At 62.5% G+C, this 16,694-nt stretch carries 17 protein-coding genes; 10 read left to right on the top strand and 7 right to left on the bottom strand.

Going from position 1 to position 16,694, the window contains the following annotated elements:
- The first annotated feature begins 79 nt into the window (after nt 1-79).
- On the top strand, nt 80-553 hold the full coding sequence (locus F4Y38_16405; GenBank protein ID MXY50863.1) for a VOC family protein: 474 nt from the start codon (nt 80-82) through the stop codon (nt 551-553).
- Nucleotides 550-876 carry a hypothetical protein gene (locus F4Y38_16400; GenBank protein MXY50862.1) on the top strand — a complete coding sequence of 109 codons (327 nt, stop codon included), beginning with the start codon at nt 550-552 and terminating at the stop codon, nt 874-876. Before F4Y38_16405 ends, F4Y38_16400 begins: the two co-directional genes overlap by 4 nt.
- A gap of 64 nt (nt 877-940) precedes the next feature.
- Here the strand turns inward: F4Y38_16400 and F4Y38_16395 are convergent, their stop codons facing one another.
- Together F4Y38_16395 and F4Y38_16390 are read right to left on the bottom strand one after the other, a co-directional pair.
- Nucleotides 941-2,770 (bottom strand): ankyrin repeat domain-containing protein, encoded by a 1,830-nt coding sequence (locus F4Y38_16395; protein ID MXY50861.1) that lies wholly within the window; start codon nt 2,768-2,770, stop codon nt 941-943.
- A 50-nt stretch (nt 2,771-2,820) separates the two neighbouring features.
- On the bottom strand, nt 2,821-4,044 hold the full coding sequence (locus F4Y38_16390) for an ankyrin repeat domain-containing protein (protein ID MXY50860.1): 1,224 nt from the start codon (nt 4,042-4,044) through the stop codon (nt 2,821-2,823).
- A gap of 169 nt (nt 4,045-4,213) precedes the next feature.
- On the opposite strand from F4Y38_16390, the gene F4Y38_16385 reads away from it, so the two are divergent.
- A complete protein-coding gene (locus tag F4Y38_16385) occupies nt 4,214-5,083 on the top strand; it encodes a hypothetical protein (protein MXY50859.1) in 870 nt (289 codons plus the stop codon).
- A gap of 21 nt (nt 5,084-5,104) precedes the next feature.
- On the opposite strand, the gene F4Y38_16380 is transcribed toward F4Y38_16385, so the two are convergent.
- The 4 genes from F4Y38_16380 to F4Y38_16365 all read right to left on the bottom strand — a co-directional run bounded on the left by F4Y38_16380 (nt 5,105) and on the right by F4Y38_16365 (nt 9,383).
- Nucleotides 5,105-6,754, bottom strand: a complete 1,650-nt coding sequence (locus F4Y38_16380) for a hypothetical protein (protein ID MXY50858.1) — start codon at nt 6,752-6,754, stop codon at nt 5,105-5,107.
- A 134-nt stretch (nt 6,755-6,888) separates the two neighbouring features.
- Nucleotides 6,889-7,797: a hypothetical protein gene (locus F4Y38_16375; GenBank protein MXY50857.1), complete on the bottom strand. Its 909-nt coding sequence runs from the start codon at nt 7,795-7,797 to the stop codon at nt 6,889-6,891.
- A 3-nt stretch (nt 7,798-7,800) separates the two neighbouring features.
- Entirely contained in the window at nt 7,801-8,211 is a 411-nt protein-coding gene (locus tag F4Y38_16370; GenBank protein ID MXY50856.1) for a hypothetical protein, read from the bottom strand.
- Nucleotides 8,212-8,267: 56 nt separating this feature from the next.
- Nucleotides 8,268-9,383: a GNAT family N-acetyltransferase gene (locus F4Y38_16365; GenBank protein MXY50855.1), complete on the bottom strand. Its 1,116-nt coding sequence runs from the start codon at nt 9,381-9,383 to the stop codon at nt 8,268-8,270.
- Between the two features lie 192 nt (nt 9,384-9,575).
- On the opposite strand from F4Y38_16365, the gene F4Y38_16360 reads away from it, so the two are divergent.
- Entirely contained in the window at nt 9,576-10,658 is a 1,083-nt protein-coding gene (locus F4Y38_16360; GenBank protein ID MXY50854.1) for an aminotransferase class V-fold PLP-dependent enzyme, read from the top strand.
- A 15-nt stretch (nt 10,659-10,673) separates the two neighbouring features.
- Complete coding sequence (sfsA, locus tag F4Y38_16355) at nt 10,674-11,777, top strand: DNA/RNA nuclease SfsA (GenBank protein MXY50853.1); 1,104 nt, start codon at nt 10,674-10,676, stop codon at nt 11,775-11,777.
- Between the two features lie 24 nt (nt 11,778-11,801).
- Here sfsA and F4Y38_16350 read toward each other — a convergent pair whose 3' ends face one another.
- Nucleotides 11,802-12,419, bottom strand: coding sequence for a hypothetical protein (locus tag F4Y38_16350; protein MXY50852.1), 618 nt, complete (start codon nt 12,417-12,419; stop codon nt 11,802-11,804).
- Nucleotides 12,420-12,568: 149 nt separating this feature from the next.
- On the opposite strand from F4Y38_16350, the gene dinB reads away from it, so the two are divergent.
- From dinB to F4Y38_16325, 5 genes are read left to right on the top strand one after another with little or no spacing between them, the layout of a single operon-like run.
- The gene (gene dinB, locus F4Y38_16345; GenBank protein ID MXY50851.1) at nt 12,569-13,738 is read left to right on the top strand and encodes a DNA polymerase IV; all 1,170 of its coding nucleotides are present in this window, start codon (nt 12,569-12,571) and stop codon (nt 13,736-13,738) included.
- 57 nt (nt 13,739-13,795) lie between these two features.
- Complete coding sequence (locus F4Y38_16340; GenBank protein MXY50850.1) at nt 13,796-14,488, top strand: hypothetical protein; 693 nt, start codon at nt 13,796-13,798, stop codon at nt 14,486-14,488.
- Nucleotides 14,415-14,918 (top strand): DUF1761 domain-containing protein, encoded by a 504-nt coding sequence (locus F4Y38_16335; GenBank protein MXY50849.1) that lies wholly within the window; start codon nt 14,415-14,417, stop codon nt 14,916-14,918. Before F4Y38_16340 ends, F4Y38_16335 begins: the two co-directional genes overlap by 74 nt.
- Before the next feature lie 50 nt (nt 14,919-14,968).
- Nucleotides 14,969-15,607 carry a pyridoxamine 5'-phosphate oxidase gene (gene pdxH, locus F4Y38_16330; GenBank protein MXY50848.1) on the top strand — a complete coding sequence of 213 codons (639 nt, stop codon included), beginning with the start codon at nt 14,969-14,971 and terminating at the stop codon, nt 15,605-15,607.
- Nucleotides 15,608-15,638: 31 nt separating this feature from the next.
- Nucleotides 15,639-16,682: a Gfo/Idh/MocA family oxidoreductase gene (locus tag F4Y38_16325; GenBank protein MXY50847.1), complete on the top strand. Its 1,044-nt coding sequence runs from the start codon at nt 15,639-15,641 to the stop codon at nt 16,680-16,682.
- Nucleotides 16,683-16,694 lie beyond the last annotated feature (12 nt).

Raw genomic sequence — 16,694 nt, 5'->3', positions numbered from 1 at the left:
TTTAACACATCGCGCGTTGTATCTTTTGTCATGAAAGTGAACTGACGTCGACGAATCCGCCACCTGCGCGGTAGGTGACCTGACAAACCCGTCACACGCTCGGTGGCTTACCTTAAGGAGATCTATCGTGAAACTGGTACCCTATCTGGCATTCAACGGTCAATGCGAGGAAGCGCTCGAGTTTTACCGGGACTGCCTGGGCGGTTCAGTCGTGAACCTGAGTCACTACAGCAAAGACCAGGACATCGGCATGGATATCCCCGACCACATGGTGGGTCAGGCCATGCACATGTCCATTCAGTTCGGAGACAACATGCTCATGGGTTCGGACCATATTGAAACGGTCCCTTCGGACACCAACATCTCGCTTTCGATCGACTTCGCGAGCGTGGATGAACAGGAGCAGGCGTTCAATGCCATGTCTGCCGGCGGCGAGGTGACCATGCCGCTGCAGGATACCTTCTGGGGCGCCCGGTTCGGAATGATCACGGACAAATACGGCACAAACTGGATGTTCAACTGTCACCTGAATACACAGGAGCAGCCGTCATGAAGCGCGTACCATTGGGATTGATCGCCGGCGCGGTGCTTGGCCTGCTGGACGGGCTGTCCGCGTTCCTGATTCCCGAGGCACAGGGCATGATGACCGAGATCATCGTGTGGGGAACGGCGAAGGGCCTGGTCACGGGTCTGCTAGTCGGCATGATCGCGTGCAGAATCGATGGGGTAGGCAAGAACGTGCTGGCCGGCGGCGCGGTGGGTGCGGTGCTTTCTCTGCTCGCGGCGGTCTCCACGGGATCCTACGTCGAGATCGTGCCACCGGGGATAGTCGTCGGGTTGCTGGCGGGCCTTGTCGTTTCGAAATGGGGAAAGTGATCCCGGCAACGGTTGAGGATTCATCGGGATGGGCGTCATGCTATCCGGCGCGGCGGGTGCCGATTCAGGACCCCGGGCGGTCCTTCGGCGTGTCCGTGACGTCTGATTCCACGCCCCCGTATCCGCGCAGTAATTCGGCCAGGTCGTCCCTTCGACTCAAACCGGCAAGACGCTCCAGTCTGTCGAGCGGTGTCAGGCCCGCGTTGTTTCTGGCATTGACATCGGCTTCGTGCGTTACGAGCAGCCGGAGTATCTCCTCGGTATCCTCCATCCGGTTATCCACGTCGAGACAGTGCAGCGGCGTGTTCCCCCCGTCGTCCCGTTCGCGGGCGCAGGCGGGGTCATTCTCCAGTAGCTCCCGAACGCGGTCCAGCAGATCCGATTTTACGAGCCGGTGTACCCCGGCAAACGGTGCCAGATAGTCGACCACATGGTCCTGCTGGTAGTGGCTGGCATGACCGATCGCGTCGATGCCGTGTCCTCTATCTCGTTGTGATGCATCAACCCCCAGCTCGACCAGCAGCTTGATCATGTCCAGGTGGCCGTACCGGGCCGCTTCGTGCATTCCGCAGGCATTCAAGTCGAACCCCAGTTCGGCCATCAGCCGGACCGCGTCCCCGTTGTCCGATCCAATGGCGTTCTCCATGAGCGCGTTACCGCGATCTCCGAGTTTTTCGACAAGCAATGGATCGCGGGCCAGCAACGCGCGGGCCCGGTCCGTGTCTCCAGCGATGCAGGCACCGGCGAATCGGTCCAGTTCGTCCAGCGGGAACGTACATGAGCCGCGGGCCGCCAGGTACTCGGCGATGGCCTCATTCCCGTGGTAGGCGGCTTCGCCGTAAGGGGAGCGCGCATCAGGCCGATTGGACGGCCGGTTAACGTCTGCCCCGTTCTCGACCAGCAGGCGTACCCGGTCCGGATAGTTCCACCGAGCAGCCCATTGTAGTTGATAGGCCAGCATGTCAGCCGGACTGCTCACCCAGCCCTTCGATTGCTCGCCCAGTAACCGGTACCAGGGCCGTTTCCCTTCCTTTCCCAGTCCGTGGACGAACAGTAACCGCAGGTGCTCGTCGTCTCGGCTGAACATCCGGTTGTAGAGCGTCTGCGAATCGTTGGGATCGGCGCCGGCCGCGATTAGGAGCTCCGCCAGTTCGTAGCAATTCCGGTGGGGCGGGCACCTCGCCGGGCCGTTTTCCCCCTCGCCGAATACCCCGGTCAGGACGGTGTAAGGACAGGGGAAGCCCGCCCAGAGATATCCCGCGTTCGGGTCGGCGCCATGGGCGAGCAGCAACCGGGCTGTTTGGACGGCCACAGGTTCCGATGTCCCGGGGTCCAGACGGGAAAACGCCACGTAGAGCAGGGGTTCCCAGTCATGGGGGCCGCCCGGAGTCTTCGCAATTTCGGGGCTTGCTTTCAGAAAAGCGGACACGGCGGAAACGTCACCGGCCGCGGCGGCGGCGTAAATACTCATCCGGGAAAGTTCCGGATGGGCATCCAGCATACTCCGTGCCCTTGCCCACCTCGACGGGTGATCCTGGGCGCCCTGCGTCAGACAGGCGAGACGAATGAAATCGTCGGCGTATCCGGCGCCGTCACACGGATTCGACGGCGTGGGTTCCACGTTGGGACTGCGTGTGTAGTCTTCGACCGTGCGGAAGTACCGTTCGACACAGCTCCAGTCCGTGAATCCGTAGCTACGGGCCACGGCGTCGCGGGCGTCCTGCGGGGTGAGGGTGGACGGATCCGGTGCGGGAAGGTTCCGGGCTGCCTTGTCCGGCACTGCTTCCGCACCGGCCCGGTGTGCCTCGAACAGCTCGCGGGCTTCGCCGGCGATATCGTCCAGGGCGACCGGATACGGCCATGGTCTGGGTGGGACTGGATCTAGTTCTGGCATGCTGCGTATTCTCGGGTTCGGATCGGCCGCCTGCGGCCTGCGGATACGGTTCAGCCACCCGCCTCCGTGACGTGTCGAAGCGCGTCCTGGTTCACGAGATCGGGATAGACGAATCTCCGGGCATACTCGGCCGCCGTCACATCCCTCCACGTGTATTCCCCGCCCTCCGGCGTCGGTTTGCGAAGGGACGCGCGCACCGCCGGGTCGGCTCCGTGTTCCAGGAGCAGGTCCGCCATGTCCGTGAAGTTGCGCGGCACGTGCAGAGAGGCCATGGTATGGAATAGCGGCGTCCAGCCCCCGTACCCCTCGTCGTCGGTTCCGGCGGGCGCATTGACGTCGGCGCCTTGTTCAAGCAGCCACCGGGCCATTTCCACGTCGCAGAACTCGACGGCCATGTGAAGCAGCGTTACGCCGCCGGCCAAAGGGGTCGCACAGGCGTAAGGAGCGGGATGCCTGATCCCGAAGTCCGATGGAAAGATCTCCTCCACGCTGAACAGCCTCTCGAGCATGTGAGGATCGCCGTCCAGGTGCCACTCGAGACGGTCCCTGTCCCTGAGATGCAGCGCCATGGGCGGTGTGTCCGGCAACGATATCCCCGCCTGCTTAAGGACGCGCAGGCACGCGGCCTTGTCGACAGGTCGTCTTTCATTCGTCGCCAGGATCATCCCGGCGTTATCCGACAAGAGCGTACCGCCCGCCGAGGCCAGGCGGTCCAGCATTGCCGGCGCCAACGTCATGCAGGGATAGTCGATCACCCGGTACGGTACACCGGAGGGCGAGGTCGTCGACGCGTCGGGGTCCGCGCCGCGGCCGAGCAGCAAGTCGACGGCGGGGAGGTTCCGATCGAAGCACGCCGCGGCCCGCAATGCCTTTTCCTCCCCTTCGTGTACATCCGCCCCGGCATCGATCAAGGTCTTCATGACCCCGGTCCTGCCGAAAAAGGCGGCGTAGGCCAGGGGCCGGTAACCGTTGTGCCGGCGCCGCTTAACCCAGTGCCCCTCCCGGTGTATCAGTCCGGGATCGTCCCGCAGCAACAGCCTCACCCGATCGGTGTCGTCCGCCTGGATCGCCCGTTCGAGTGTCCCCATAGTGCCTATCGACCCGACGTAGGACGCTAGTTTCGACCAACTGGGAAATCCGTAACGGTCTGCGATCCGCTGCCGTGCATCGGGCAGCGATGGGCAGGAACCTTCCTCGAGCAGGCCTTCAGCCTCTGCTTCCAAGCGTACCAGGTCGGGCTGATCGGGCAGTTGCACTATGGCGGTGTCGGCCATACTTTCTCACCATCCTCGCGATCGTGCTTCCATTCAGACTAGAATCGGACGAATGTCTATACGGAAGTTTGTGCATCTACCGAACACATGCGCGGTAATGTCCCGAAATTGTTCGGTACTGTGCGGTACGAATGTAATAAGAAACGCTCCGTCGTAGACAGGGGTAGTCATGGGTTTGGATTTCTCGTTTCTACCTGATTTGCCCCAGGTGGAAACGCTCAAGCGAGTCGCACCTGAAATCTGGTCCAACGAAGAGGTGCGGGCCTTCTGGATCGAAGGCAGCTTCGGTCAGGGGACCGCGGACCGGTACAGCGACGTGGATCTTCGGTTGGCGGTTCCCGCCGCGCGATTCCGGAAATGGCAAACTCCCGATTTTACGGCGCTTTTTAAGGACCTGTGTTTCGCGCACCAACGGCTTTTTCCGCAAGAAGAAGCGATCTTGCATCACGTTCTGCTCGAAACCGGCGAAATGTACGACCTCGGCATCCAGCGGATCGATCGGCTTGCCCTGCATGGCACCAGCCGCCTGCTTGGTTGCCGGGACCCCGCGCTGGCCGAGAGTTTCACGGAACCGGTCACTGTATCGGCCGCTGTATCGCCCGGATCGCCGGATACGGATCCGGATCCCGGTACTGTTGGCCAGTTGATCGTCGATTTCTGGATTAACTCCAACAAACATCGCAAGGTGCTGTACCGCGGGCTCGATCCCATGGTCGTCGTGGGACTGCAGACCGAGCGCGCGATTCTGATCAGGCTTTGGGCGATACACGCATCCGGACGGGATACGGGCAAGGAGACGCCGACTATTCATACGCTGACGCCCCAGGTCCGGTCGATCGGAATAACCGGAAGAAACGCGCTGGAAGTCCTCGGAGCGCCGGTGCGAAACCGCAACGAACTGAAAGCGCTGATCGAACGGCATCGGGATGAGGTCGCCCGCGTCGGGCGTTCGCTGGCTGAGCGGTATGCCTTCGGCTATCCCGAAGTCGTGGAAGCGACGGTCCGAGCCGGCTGGGACGAGTTTCTTTCCACGGTTTGATGACCCGGCCGTTATGCATCCTCAGTCCCTCCACTCCCGGATCAATTCGGTAATCTCATCTTCTCCCTTCTCCGCGGCGATCGCCAGCGGAAGGGTCCAGGGCCAGTCGGCCAGGCCGGGGTCGGCGCCATGTTCCAGCAACAGGCGAACCATGCCGGTCTGGCTGTGCTCGACCGCGACCGCCAGGGGCGTGCGGCCATCTTTCTCATCGAGTACGTTCACCGACGCGCCGAGTTCGATCAGAGACCGGGCGGTGGATGCCCAGCCCTGCCGGGCGCAGACGTGCAGGTAGGTCTGGCCCTCGAAAGTGCGGCGGTTCGGATCCAGGCCCGCCGCGACCAGCTTGCCTGTGATCGCGGCGTTGTCGCCCCAGCCCGGCAGGTACTGAAGATCTACCAGGCGTCCCGGCGTATAGGGATCGTCGGCCAGCAATGTATCGATCAGTCGCTCGTCTTCCGAACCGATCACTTCAGCGGCCACATAAGGATCCCGGACCCGGTTCGACTTGCCGTCTACCAGTTTCCGGAGTGCTACGCGGTCCAGGCTCCAGGACGGTGGGTATACCGCGCCATGGTGTATAAGCAGGTCTCTTATGGATTGATCGTTCGTGCCCGCGGCGCATCCGCAGGAGTCCAGTTCCACGTTGGGATTGGCGCCGTGATCCAGAAGCAGTGCGGCCAGATCCGCCTGCTTGTGCCACACGGCCACGAAGAGCGCTTCGTCTACGGCGTGTCCGTCGATGCCCGCTTCGAGCAGCAGTCGAACGATGGGTTCATGTCCTGCGCGCACCGCATAGGACAGGGGGGACCTCAGGGCTGCATCGCGGTGCTTTTCGGCGGGATGTGCTTCGAGTATCGACTTTACCCGATCCAGGTCGCCCAGGTGGCAGGCCGCTGTAATGGCGTAATGTGCGCCGTTCTCCAACAGGAACTCCGTGAGACCGAGTTTCGGATCCGGCGGATCGAGTCCGAATCCGACATCGAAGGACAGGGTCAGCGGGGTCTTGCCGTCCGCTCGCCGGGTATCGACGGGCAGGCCGCGGTTTAGAAAAAGCTCGATCATGTCTTTGCGGCCGTTCAGTACGCCCAGGTGAAGACCGCTGTTTCCGTCTTCGGCCGCTCGCCGGGCCAATTCGGGCTGTTCGCGCAATACCGCTGCAACACGCTCGAATGCAACGCGCTCGAAGCTGCCTGCCTTTATGAGATCGACGATCTCCCTGAACGCGCGATCGTAGCCGAACTGGGCGTTCATCGATATCTCTAGAACTGCTGCCACGTCGTCAAAGCCTCGTTCCCGGGCGCCTTCGAGAAGACGCGCCCAGGTCGAATTGAATATGTTGAGACCGGGATCGGCGCCCCGGTCGAGTAGCAGTTGCACGGCATCGGCATGGCCGTGGCGCGCGGCCATGTGCACCGGCTGGGTGTACCAGTGCAAGGCGTTCACCAGGCGCGGATCTTCGTCGAGGAGTGCCGCGATGGCCGCCAGATCACCGGCAGCGCCGGCTTTGAACAGGGACCAGGCGGCTTTGCCGTCGATCCAGTCGGTCTCGTCGCCCCAGCGGTCGTCGTAGTAGGGCCGTCCGTAATCGGGACCCAGACCCGGACAGATCATGAACCCGGTCCGGCAGGCGTCCAGGTACACCCGTCCACGGAACTTTCCTGGAAACGCCATGCGCGCGGCGCGGTCGGGGTACTTTCCTTTGATTTCCAGTGCGTTGCTCCGATCCGTTGCTCGAATATGCCGATCCGTTACCCGATCGAATCCTTTATGTTGCCTGGCCGATGCCGCCCGGCCGGACCTCGTTTTCAACCGGTTTTGCCGACAAGTTCAACGAGCGCTTGGAACGCCGTCCGGCCCCTTGCGAAAGCGGCACAGTCCAGCGGCGTTCTGCCCCCGTGGTCCAGCGCGTCCGGGTCGGCGCCGGCTTCGACCAGCGCACGGATCGTACCGGTTCCCGTCCCTCTCGCGCAGACCAGGTGCAGCGCGGTACGGCCTTCACCATCCCGGAGGTTGGGATCGGCCCCGAGATCCAGGAGCAGACGGACCCGCTTGCCGTGACCGTGATTGGCGTCGTGGTGCAGTAGGGTGCGACCGTCCACCCGTTCGTTGATGTCCCAACCGTGCCTGACCAGCAGTCCGAGGCCCTTCGCCATCGATGCGCTCGGCGTATGCTTGAGGCCGCCCCGGTTCGGTTCCGCGCCGTTTTCCAGCAGGAATCGCGCGCCTTCCAGGGTGCCGAATCGCAGTTGCATCATGAGCGGGGTTTCCCCGGCACATCCCACCGTAGTCAGGGCGTTCACGTCGGCCCCGCCGTCCAGCAGCATCCTGCCGACGGGGACGGACCGCCAGTGATGTATCGCCCGAGCGATCCCCCGGCCTCCAGTGAATTCGGCATGTACGAGCCTGGGATCTTCCGTCAGCCTGGACCGGACCGCTTCGATCCGGTCCGCCATCACGGCATCCCTGAAGGCGCGCACCCGGTCGGGAATCAGCAGGTCCGCAATAGCCCTGTGGGCCGGCTTATAGCAGTGGCCGCAATTCCGGCGGACGAATTCTCGCAGAAGAGGATGGGCCGCGATCCCGTCGTAGCCTGCGAGCCGTGGCTGGCTTTCGACAGCGGCCTGCGCGGCTTCCAGATCTCCGCGTTCGAACCTCGCAAGGAAGGCTTCGTCAGATACGGACTCCATACCGATTGGACCTTCCGGGCACGACATGTCTCAATCCCTGGCCGCCAACCGCCCGCCGATCCATGCCATGGGCAGATACGCACCGATCAGGTCCGCCGCGATGAACCAGCCCGGAGCGGGCAGCATCATGGCATTGGCGATGCCGCCGAGGAGAAACAGTGATCCGATGAGCATGGATAGCTTCAACCTGTGCCCCGACGCAATCTTCACGGCCAGGTACGCGGCTGCCAGCGTGCCGGCTGCATGAGCCAGGAAGGGAAAGACGAAATGCCGGAACTGGAACAGGTGCATGGACGACGCCAGGGATTCCATATCCGTTACGTCGACGCCGGGCGGCGGCGGTATGACCATGGGGCCCAACAAAACCAGGCCCATGTTGACCGCGCTACCGGCCGCCATGCCCAGCACCACCGCCAGGACGATTCTGATCGTTCTACCCATAGTGTGCCCCTCCTGGATTGGCGTGGAGTTCACCAACAACCCTTACTCCACAGTCGTCATATCGCGATCATGGGCATGGTCGCGGGTGTTTGCGGAAAAAGGACCTCCATGACCGATTTAACGGAAACCGGCATCCGTACGTTTGGCGAACCTGCCACATCGTCGACCGTACGGTAACCCAGCACCAGTTGGAGCAGTGCGGCCTGTGGGATGGTTACTTCATGAGCGTCCGGTTGACGATGCTTGAACCGGCGTATCCTGCCGTGTTCGACCTGCAGCCCTGCGGCACCGGAATCCGTGACGAACCAGAGACCGACGTTTGCAGTCCACTTCGCATCTCGCAGCCTGAAACCCAAATCCGATCGCAATTCCAGAAGGAAACGGGGCAGATCGAGCACGCGCCCCATATCCTCCGCGTTTACGTGATACTGGATCTCCCACACACATCCCAGCCGGCTGCAAAAGACGCCGAACGGATGGTCAAGCGGCATCCTGAAGTGGACGCGCTCGAATCCGGCCCGGCGAGCCCGTGTACCGATCGCGTTAGCCAGCGACTCGAACGCGACGTGTGAACGACCATTCAATTCCTGTACGAAATACCGGTCGCCACGCGGTCTGCATAGTGCGTACCCCGTCACCCGTCCCCGTTGGTCCTCAGCGAGCAATAGTGTCCCCGGCGGCCTGCCATAGTTGATCAGTCTGTCGAAGCGCCAGTCCGCAGGACGGACCAGGGTACCGGTACGATATCGATTGCACTGGTTGTAAAGCCTTACCAGCGCAGGTTGTTCATTGACGCGCGCCCGGCGTACACCGTGTTGCCTTCGGGTCTGAAGCAGGTTGTCGGTTTCTACGAAGAGTCGATATACCGGAAACACCACGTCGTAATCGAAACGGTGGTAGAAGCCGGGAATAGCATTCATCAAGGCAATGGAGCAACCTTGTTCTCGCAGGAAACGATGGGACGCCTCCATCAACCGGCGAGCATGTCCTTCCCGACGTCGATCATGCGGTGTATGGAGTCCGGCCACTCCACCAGTTGTTATCATCGCGTGTCCGATGCGCAGGCGCTCCCTGACCAGTTCGACCCGACAGAGTTCCTCTCCACTTCGGTCCAGATGCAGCTTCCATCGATTTTCGGTCTTCGCAGCTATCTTTAAAACGTCATTCTTCATATACCACCATTTCAGGTCAACCAGCCGTTATAAACCTACTTTCCCCTTAGCCCGCTGGCAAAGCAAATCAACACCGGTTATTGGACTTGTCCGGCTCTCGTGCCGAAAGTACGTTGGTATTCGTCGTCCGAATCCAGTCGGACCGCAGGATTTCATCAACATCACTCAGAAGAAGCTTGCGAGGTAGCAGACATGGGAGTTTATGAGGAACTGGGCGTCCGTCCGTTCATCAACGCCGCGGACCACTATACGCGGTACGGCGGGTCGATCATGTGGCCCTGCGCGGTGGAAGCCATGGTCGAGGCGTCCCGCCAGTACGTCAACCTGTACGAAATGCAGACCCGGGTCGGCGAGGCCATTGCCGGGTTGACAGGGAACGAAGCCGCGTACGTGAGCTGCGGCGCCGCGAGCGGAATCGCGCTGGCCGTCGCGGCCTGCATGGCCGGCAAGGATCCGGTCCGAATCGAACAACTGCCCGATACGACGGGCATGAAGAACGAAGTCATCGTGCACCGGTGCGCGCGGTTTTACGAGGACATCGCCATCCAGGTCCCCGGCGCGACGGTCGTGGAAATGGGCGACGAACGGGGCGCTACTGAAGCACAACTCGCCGCCTGCATCAGCGAGCGCACGGCCGCCGTGCTGACCCTGTCGCCCTGGGGCCGCATGCTGCCCATCGACCGGATCGTCCATATCGCCCACGCGCGCGGTGTGCCGGTGCTCGTGGACGCGGCGTTCAGCATACCGCCAAGGGCCAATTTCCGGTACTTCACCCGCGAACTAGGCGTCGATGCCATCATCGCCAGCGGCGGCAAGGCGATCCGCGGTCCCCAGACCACCGGGCTCGTTATCGGGAAGAAGTCCCTCGTGGAAGCATGTGCCGCCCACGGCAATCCCAACCGGGCCATCGGCCGTACCATGAAGGTCGGAAAGGAAGAGCTGGCCGGCGTCTATGCGGCGGTGAAGCACATCATGGAAAGGGACGAGGACGCGGTCCGCCGGGAAGTTAACCGGATGGGGCTGGAAATCCGAAAGGGATTGTCCTCCTCATCCCTGGTGAAGTCGGTCAAGCGAAGCGGCGACGTGGTCTCGATCGATATCGATCTCGCGCGGCGGGGGTGGTCGGACCAGGAGTTCGAACGGCTGCTGCTCGACGGTGAGCCCTCGATCGTTACCTGGTGCAGAAACGGCCGCTTCCGGGTGAAACTCGGTACGCTTCAACCGGGCGAGGTGGACCGGATGATCCGGCGGCTGCGGGAACTACTATGCGACTGAGCGCGCAGGATCGGCATGCCATCTGAACCTTCGTTCTACCCGCCCATTACTTCCCTCTCCCTCGTCGAGGGGACGTATCTGTCCCGGGCCAACCGATTCAGCGTAACGTGCCTGATCGACGGCATGGAGGAGTACGTCTTCATGCCGAATCCCGGCAGGATGAGAGAACTGCTTCTGCCGGGGGTACGGCTGATCCTGGCCGATCACGGCCGACGGGCGGACCGAAGGACGCGGTATACGGTGATGGCCGTGCGCTACCGGGAGCGCATCGTGTTCCTCCACACCCATCTGAACAACCTCGCGGCACGCAACCTGGTCGAAGACAGGGCGGTCCCCGGACTGAGGGACTTCGAGGTCGCGGGAACGGAGGTGACCGTCGGCGTCCACCGGTTCGACCTCCTCTTGCGGGACAATGCGGCAGACCTGTACCTGGAAGTCAAGTCCTGTACCCTGTCCGCGAACGGTATCGCCATGTTTCCCGACGCGGTCACGGACCGGGGGCGCAGGCATCTGCTCGCCCTGGCACAGATGCACGCGGAAGGAAAGCGGGGCGCCCTGCTGTTCCTGATTCACCATGGAAACGCCAGGGCTTTTCTGCCGGATTATCACACCGATTTAGCATTCGCCAGGGCATTCTGCGACGTGAAGGACCGACTGCCCGTCCTGGCCGTTGCCCTGGAATGGACGCCGGACCTGCGCTACCGCGTCTCGAATCCGCGCGTAATCATCCCGTGGAACACCATCCGCACAGAATGCGTGGACCGGGGCCACCTGGTCTGCGTCGCGCGCGATGGGACGGGATACCGGATTTCGCTGACACGCTATTCGGACGAGTTGTCCAGGAGGGCGGGGAAGGGCGCGGCGACGGGCGCAAGCACTGGCGCGGGCACGGGCACAGGAACCGGCGCAGGCCGCACAGGTGCGGTATACCCCGTCCGGTCTTCCATCGACTGTTCGGAGTGTATGGTGAGCGTGCTGTCAGGGCTTTATGGAAACCCGTCAGTAGAAGCCGACGGCTGGACGTTCAGGTGTGCAACCGACCCGGTACCTACGCCCGAGTTTCAAGAAGCGCTCCTGGACTTCCGCATGCCGCGCCGGCTGCAGCCGGGTTCGCACTGAAACGCATTTCATCGAATTAACATCTTAACCGAACAACTGCAGCACGTCCGGCGGCCGATGGTTGCGGACCGCGTAGTCCAGCGGTGTTTCTCCCCTGGAGGATTTCGCCGATCGGTCCGCGCCGTGGGCCAGGAGCAATTCGACGATTTCCCGGTCGGCCCCCGCGGCGGCGAAATGCAGGGCCGTTTCACCGTATACGTGTCCGGGGTCGGTCGTCGGCGCGTCTTCGTGGCAGGCCTGGTCGACGTTGGCGCCGTTCTCGAGGAAGAAACGCACGACGTCCGGGAGGTTGTGCTGGACCGCCACGTGCAGTCCCGTGACGCCGTTCATGGGCTGGGCGAGATTGATGTCCGCCCCGGCACCCACTTCCAGGTATAGGCGCAGGTACCGCAGTTGGCCGCGGTAGGCGGAAAACGTCATGAGGATGCCCTCGTCGAATCCCGCAAAGTTCACGTCGGTGCCCACGGTAAAAAGGTATCTCATGATCTCGTAGTGTTCATCGGTTTCCTGCTGAGGCGGTATGTGCGCGGGGGTAATGATCGCCGCGTCGGCACCTTGCTCGATCGCCCTGTGAACCTTCGCCAGGTCGCCGTTCTCCACGGCGTCGATCAAGGTCGCGTTCAGGTCTGCATGTTCGGACACGATGGCCTCACTTCCGTCGGTAGTACGGTGAAAAGACGCCCTGAGCCTGCCGATCAACAAAGCCCTTGTATGCCAGCCGTGCGTTTAGTTTAATTGGATGTATAGTATTCAGTCAACACATACACATCCACAGCGTTTTTGCATCTGCCGTGAATAGCCCACGCACCATCCTGCACGCGGATATGGATGCCTTCTTCGCGGCCGTCGAGCAGCGGGACCGTCCCGAACTGCGCGGCAAGCCGGTCATCGTCGGCGGCGATGGACCGCGGTCCGTCGTGTCGACCTGTTCCTACGAGGCGCGCGAATACGGTGTCCATTCCGCCATGCCGGGCACGACGGCCAGGAAGCTGTGTCCCCATGGGATCTTCCTGCCCGTCAGATCGGAGGCTTACGGAGCGGTTTCACGGCAGGTACAGGAGGTCTTCCACCGGTACACGCCCCTCGTCGAACCGTTGTCGCTCGACGAGGCGTTCCTGGACGTCACTGGTTCGTCGCAGCTGTTCGGCGACGGCGAAGCGATCGCCCGGTCGATCAAGGCGGACGTGCTGAAGGAAACGCGCCTCACCATTTCCGTCGGCGTGTCGCCGTGCAAATTCGTGTCCAAAGTGGCCTCCGACCTGGACAAGCCCGACGGCCTGGTGATCGTCCCTCCGGTCCGCGTGATGGATTTCCTGGCGCCCCTGCCCGTATCCTGCCTGTGGGGCGCGGGCAGGGACATGCAGGATCGCATGGTCCGTCACGGACTCCGGATGATCGGGGATGTGCAGCAGCGATCATCGGAGGAACTGCAACGGTTGCTCGGTAACGCCGCCGGCGCCCATTTCGCGCGGATCTCCCGGGGACAGGACGACCGGCCCGTGGTGACCGGGCATCCCGCGAAGTCGGTGGGCCACGAGAACACGTTCGGCACGGACCTGTCGGACCGGGAGGAATGCCACGGCGTGCTGGTGGACCAGAGCGACAAGGTGGGACGCCGGCTGCGGAAAGCGGGGCGGCTGGGCAGGACGGTCCGGGTCAAGGTCCGGTTCGGGGACTTCAAGACCCTCACACGGCAGGCGGCCGTGGCGCCGACAGACAACGATTTCGTCATCGGCAAGACGGCCGTGGAACTGTTCGACGGCGTATGGGACGGCAGGACGGGCATTCGGCTGCTCGGCGTGGCCGTCGGCAATCTGGTAAGGCCGGAGGAACCGGTGCAAACGGATCTATTCAGGGAAGGCGACGGGAAGTCCGATCGTCTCGTGCGCGCCCTCGACACCATCAGGGACCGCTACGGCCGCCGCGCCATACGGCACGGCGCATCCGCGATGAAAGCCTGATCCGCGATGAAAGCCTGATCCGCGTTCGAACCCGCGAATGACGGGGATGGGAGGATTATGATAAAAAAACTGTTGCTGGTCTTTGTCGTCGCGGTCGTGGCCGGTGTGTCCGTCATGGGGTATTATCTGTGGAAGGGCCCCGACCTTTCCTCCTATGGCCATCTCGTCGAACCCGCGATTTCAACCATGCAGCCCCAGCGGATGATCGTGGTCGAGGCCAGGGGCGACCCGGACCACGTTGCATCCGAAGCTTACGAATTGCTGTACGATCTGTACTACAGTGTCGATGGCGTGGATTACTGGCCCCTGCCGGCGCCCAGGGCCCGCTGGCCGGTCTCGCCCGATCAGCCCAGGGAAGAGTGGGTCGGTATCTATGGCATACCCGTTCCCGATTCAGTGGAGGAACTGCCGGAGTACGTCCACATACCCGGCATGACGGTTTCGCTTTCGACCTGGGATTACGGAGAAGTCGTGGAACTGCTCTACATCGGTCCCTATGAAGACGAAACACCCTCCATTGAAAGACTGCGGAGCTTCGCGGCGGAAAGAGGATATACCTTCGCCGGCCCTCACGAAGAAGAGTACCTGAAGGGACCCGGCATGATTTTCAGGGGAAACCCCGAGGAATACGTCACCATCCTGCGGTACGTGATCAAGCCGATGATGGAATCTCCGGATGACGGAACCATCTCGGAATCCACCGGTGAAACCGAAAGCGAACCATTGGAAGAGACCGACGTACCACAATAAACCCCTGCTGAACCAAGGAGGCGTCATGCTTGAGTTAACCGGACTGAACTGGCTGGCCATTCTCGTGGCAACCGTCGCTGGATTCGCACTCGGCGCGATCTGGTACGGCCCGATTTTCGGCGAAGCGTGGTTGTCCGCGCTGGGCAAGACGGCGGACCAGATTCAGCCGTCCGCCACCCCCTTCGTCATCAGTTTCTTCACCGCACTGATTACGGCGGTCGTACTCGCGATGTTAATCAGCGCCTTGAACATATCGACGCTGGGCGGAGGCGTGACGATCGGACTCCTCGTGGGCATCGGCTTTATCGCCACGGCGATGGCTTCAGACGCCGCCTTCGGCGACACGGGGCTGAAACTGTGGTTGATCCAGTCCGGATACCGCGTGCTCTACAGCGTGGTGATGGGCGCGATTCTCGCCATATGGCGGTAGGCGGACCGTACGGACCACACGGCAGCACGGACAGCACGGAAAGCACCCTCATGGACCCGGACGCACTCCGCAGGGAATACGTATTCGGCAGTCTGGAAGAACAGGATCTGAATCCAGATCCGTTCAAGCAGTTCGACATCTGGTTCGGGAACGCGGTCGACGCGGGAATCGAGCTGGCGGACGTAATGACGGTCGCCACGGCTTCGCGGGCCGGCGTGCCGTCGGCCAGGATCGTCGTGCTGCGGGGGGTCGACGAGCGGGGGTTCGTATTCTACACGGACTACCGAAGCGCGAAGAGCCGGGACCTGGACGAGAATCCCAGGGCCGCGCTGGTGTTCTACTGGCGCGAGCTCGGACGCCAGATCCGGATTGCGGGCGCGGTTCACCGGGTATCCGAAGAAGAATCCGCCCGTTACTTCCGGTCCAGGCCCCTGGAAAGCCGCCTGGCGGCCCTGGCCTCGAGTCAGAGCGAGGTCATTTCCGATCGGAAGGTGCTGGAAGACCGCTACGAGGCACTAAAGGCGGAACACCCATCAGGTGACGTTCCCTGTCCCGAAGACTGGGGCGGATACCGCGTTTCGCCCGATGAGTTCGAATTCTGGCAGGGACGGGAACTACGCCTGCACGATCGTATACGTTACCGGCGCGGCGCAGACGGTCATTGGGTGATCGAACGGCTGTCGCCCTAGATCCCGCCGTTCCCAACACGGGAAACAAACGATGACACAAAAGGAAAGAGCGATTCGGTTCGGTGTAGTGGGCTGCGGAGGGGCCGGCCATGCCGCCATTCGTTCGGCCTGTGCGAGCAAGCTGCTCGACGTCGTCGCGATAAGCGACCTGATCGAGGAGCGACTGGGTCGGGTGGGCCGTGAGGAGGGCATCCCCCGTCTGTACGGACCCTACCAGGACCTGCTGGCCGACAAGGACGTGGAAGCCGTCCTCCTGGCGGTGAATCCGCCCGCCCGCTATCCCATGGTCCTCGACGCGATTGCCGCGGGCAAGCACGTGCTGGTGCAGAAACCGCACGCCACCCGCGCCGACCACATCCTGACGTTCAAGGAAGCGGCCGAGCGCGCCGGCGTAACGATGCAGTTCTGCTTCTTCATGCGTCATGCCCCGGTGAACCGCAGGACGCGCGTCGCGTTGAGCCGGGGGCGCATCGGCGAACCGTATCACGCCCGCATCTTTCTGAAATACAACCACAGGGCGCCGTTGGACAGTCCCGAAGCCTGGACCCACGTCTTCGGCCAGAAGGGCGGCGCTTTGGGCCAGCACGCGTCCCACGAACTGGACCTGGCCTGGTGGTGGATGGGCTGTCCGGATCCCCAGTGGGCCTTTGCCGCCAAGCACGTCGTCGAGGCACTGTATGACGGACCGGAAGGACCGGCCGAAGACTATTTCTCGGGGATAGCCGGTTTCGAAGGAGGAAAGACGATCCAGATCGACTGTTCCCGATGGGTGCACTGCGATACGCCCACCGTAGTGGAGGTCTACGGTAGCGAGGGCGCCTATTCCCACGGTCAACTGTGGAACATGGAGGACGGCGTTTTCACCTCCCGGGAGATCGACGACGAATCCGACGTGCCCCATTCCGATCCGCCGAAAGACGGCCTGCCCTTCTTCCACGAAGTCGAACACTTCGCCCGGGCGGTCGCCGGCCGCGTAGCACCCGATGTCGATGCGAACGACGCCTACCGGTACATGCAACTGCTCGATGCGATGTACGACAGCGCGAAGACCGGCGAAAAGGTGCACATCGGCTGAGTGGGCGGGAGG

This window comes from Gemmatimonadota bacterium, from assembly GCA_009838645.1.
Lineage (GTDB): Bacteria > JAAXHH01 > JAAXHH01 > JAAXHH01 > JAAXHH01 > JAAXHH01.
The sequence above is the reverse complement of the archived record's forward strand: the minus strand, read 5'-3'. Positions and strand labels throughout refer to the sequence as shown.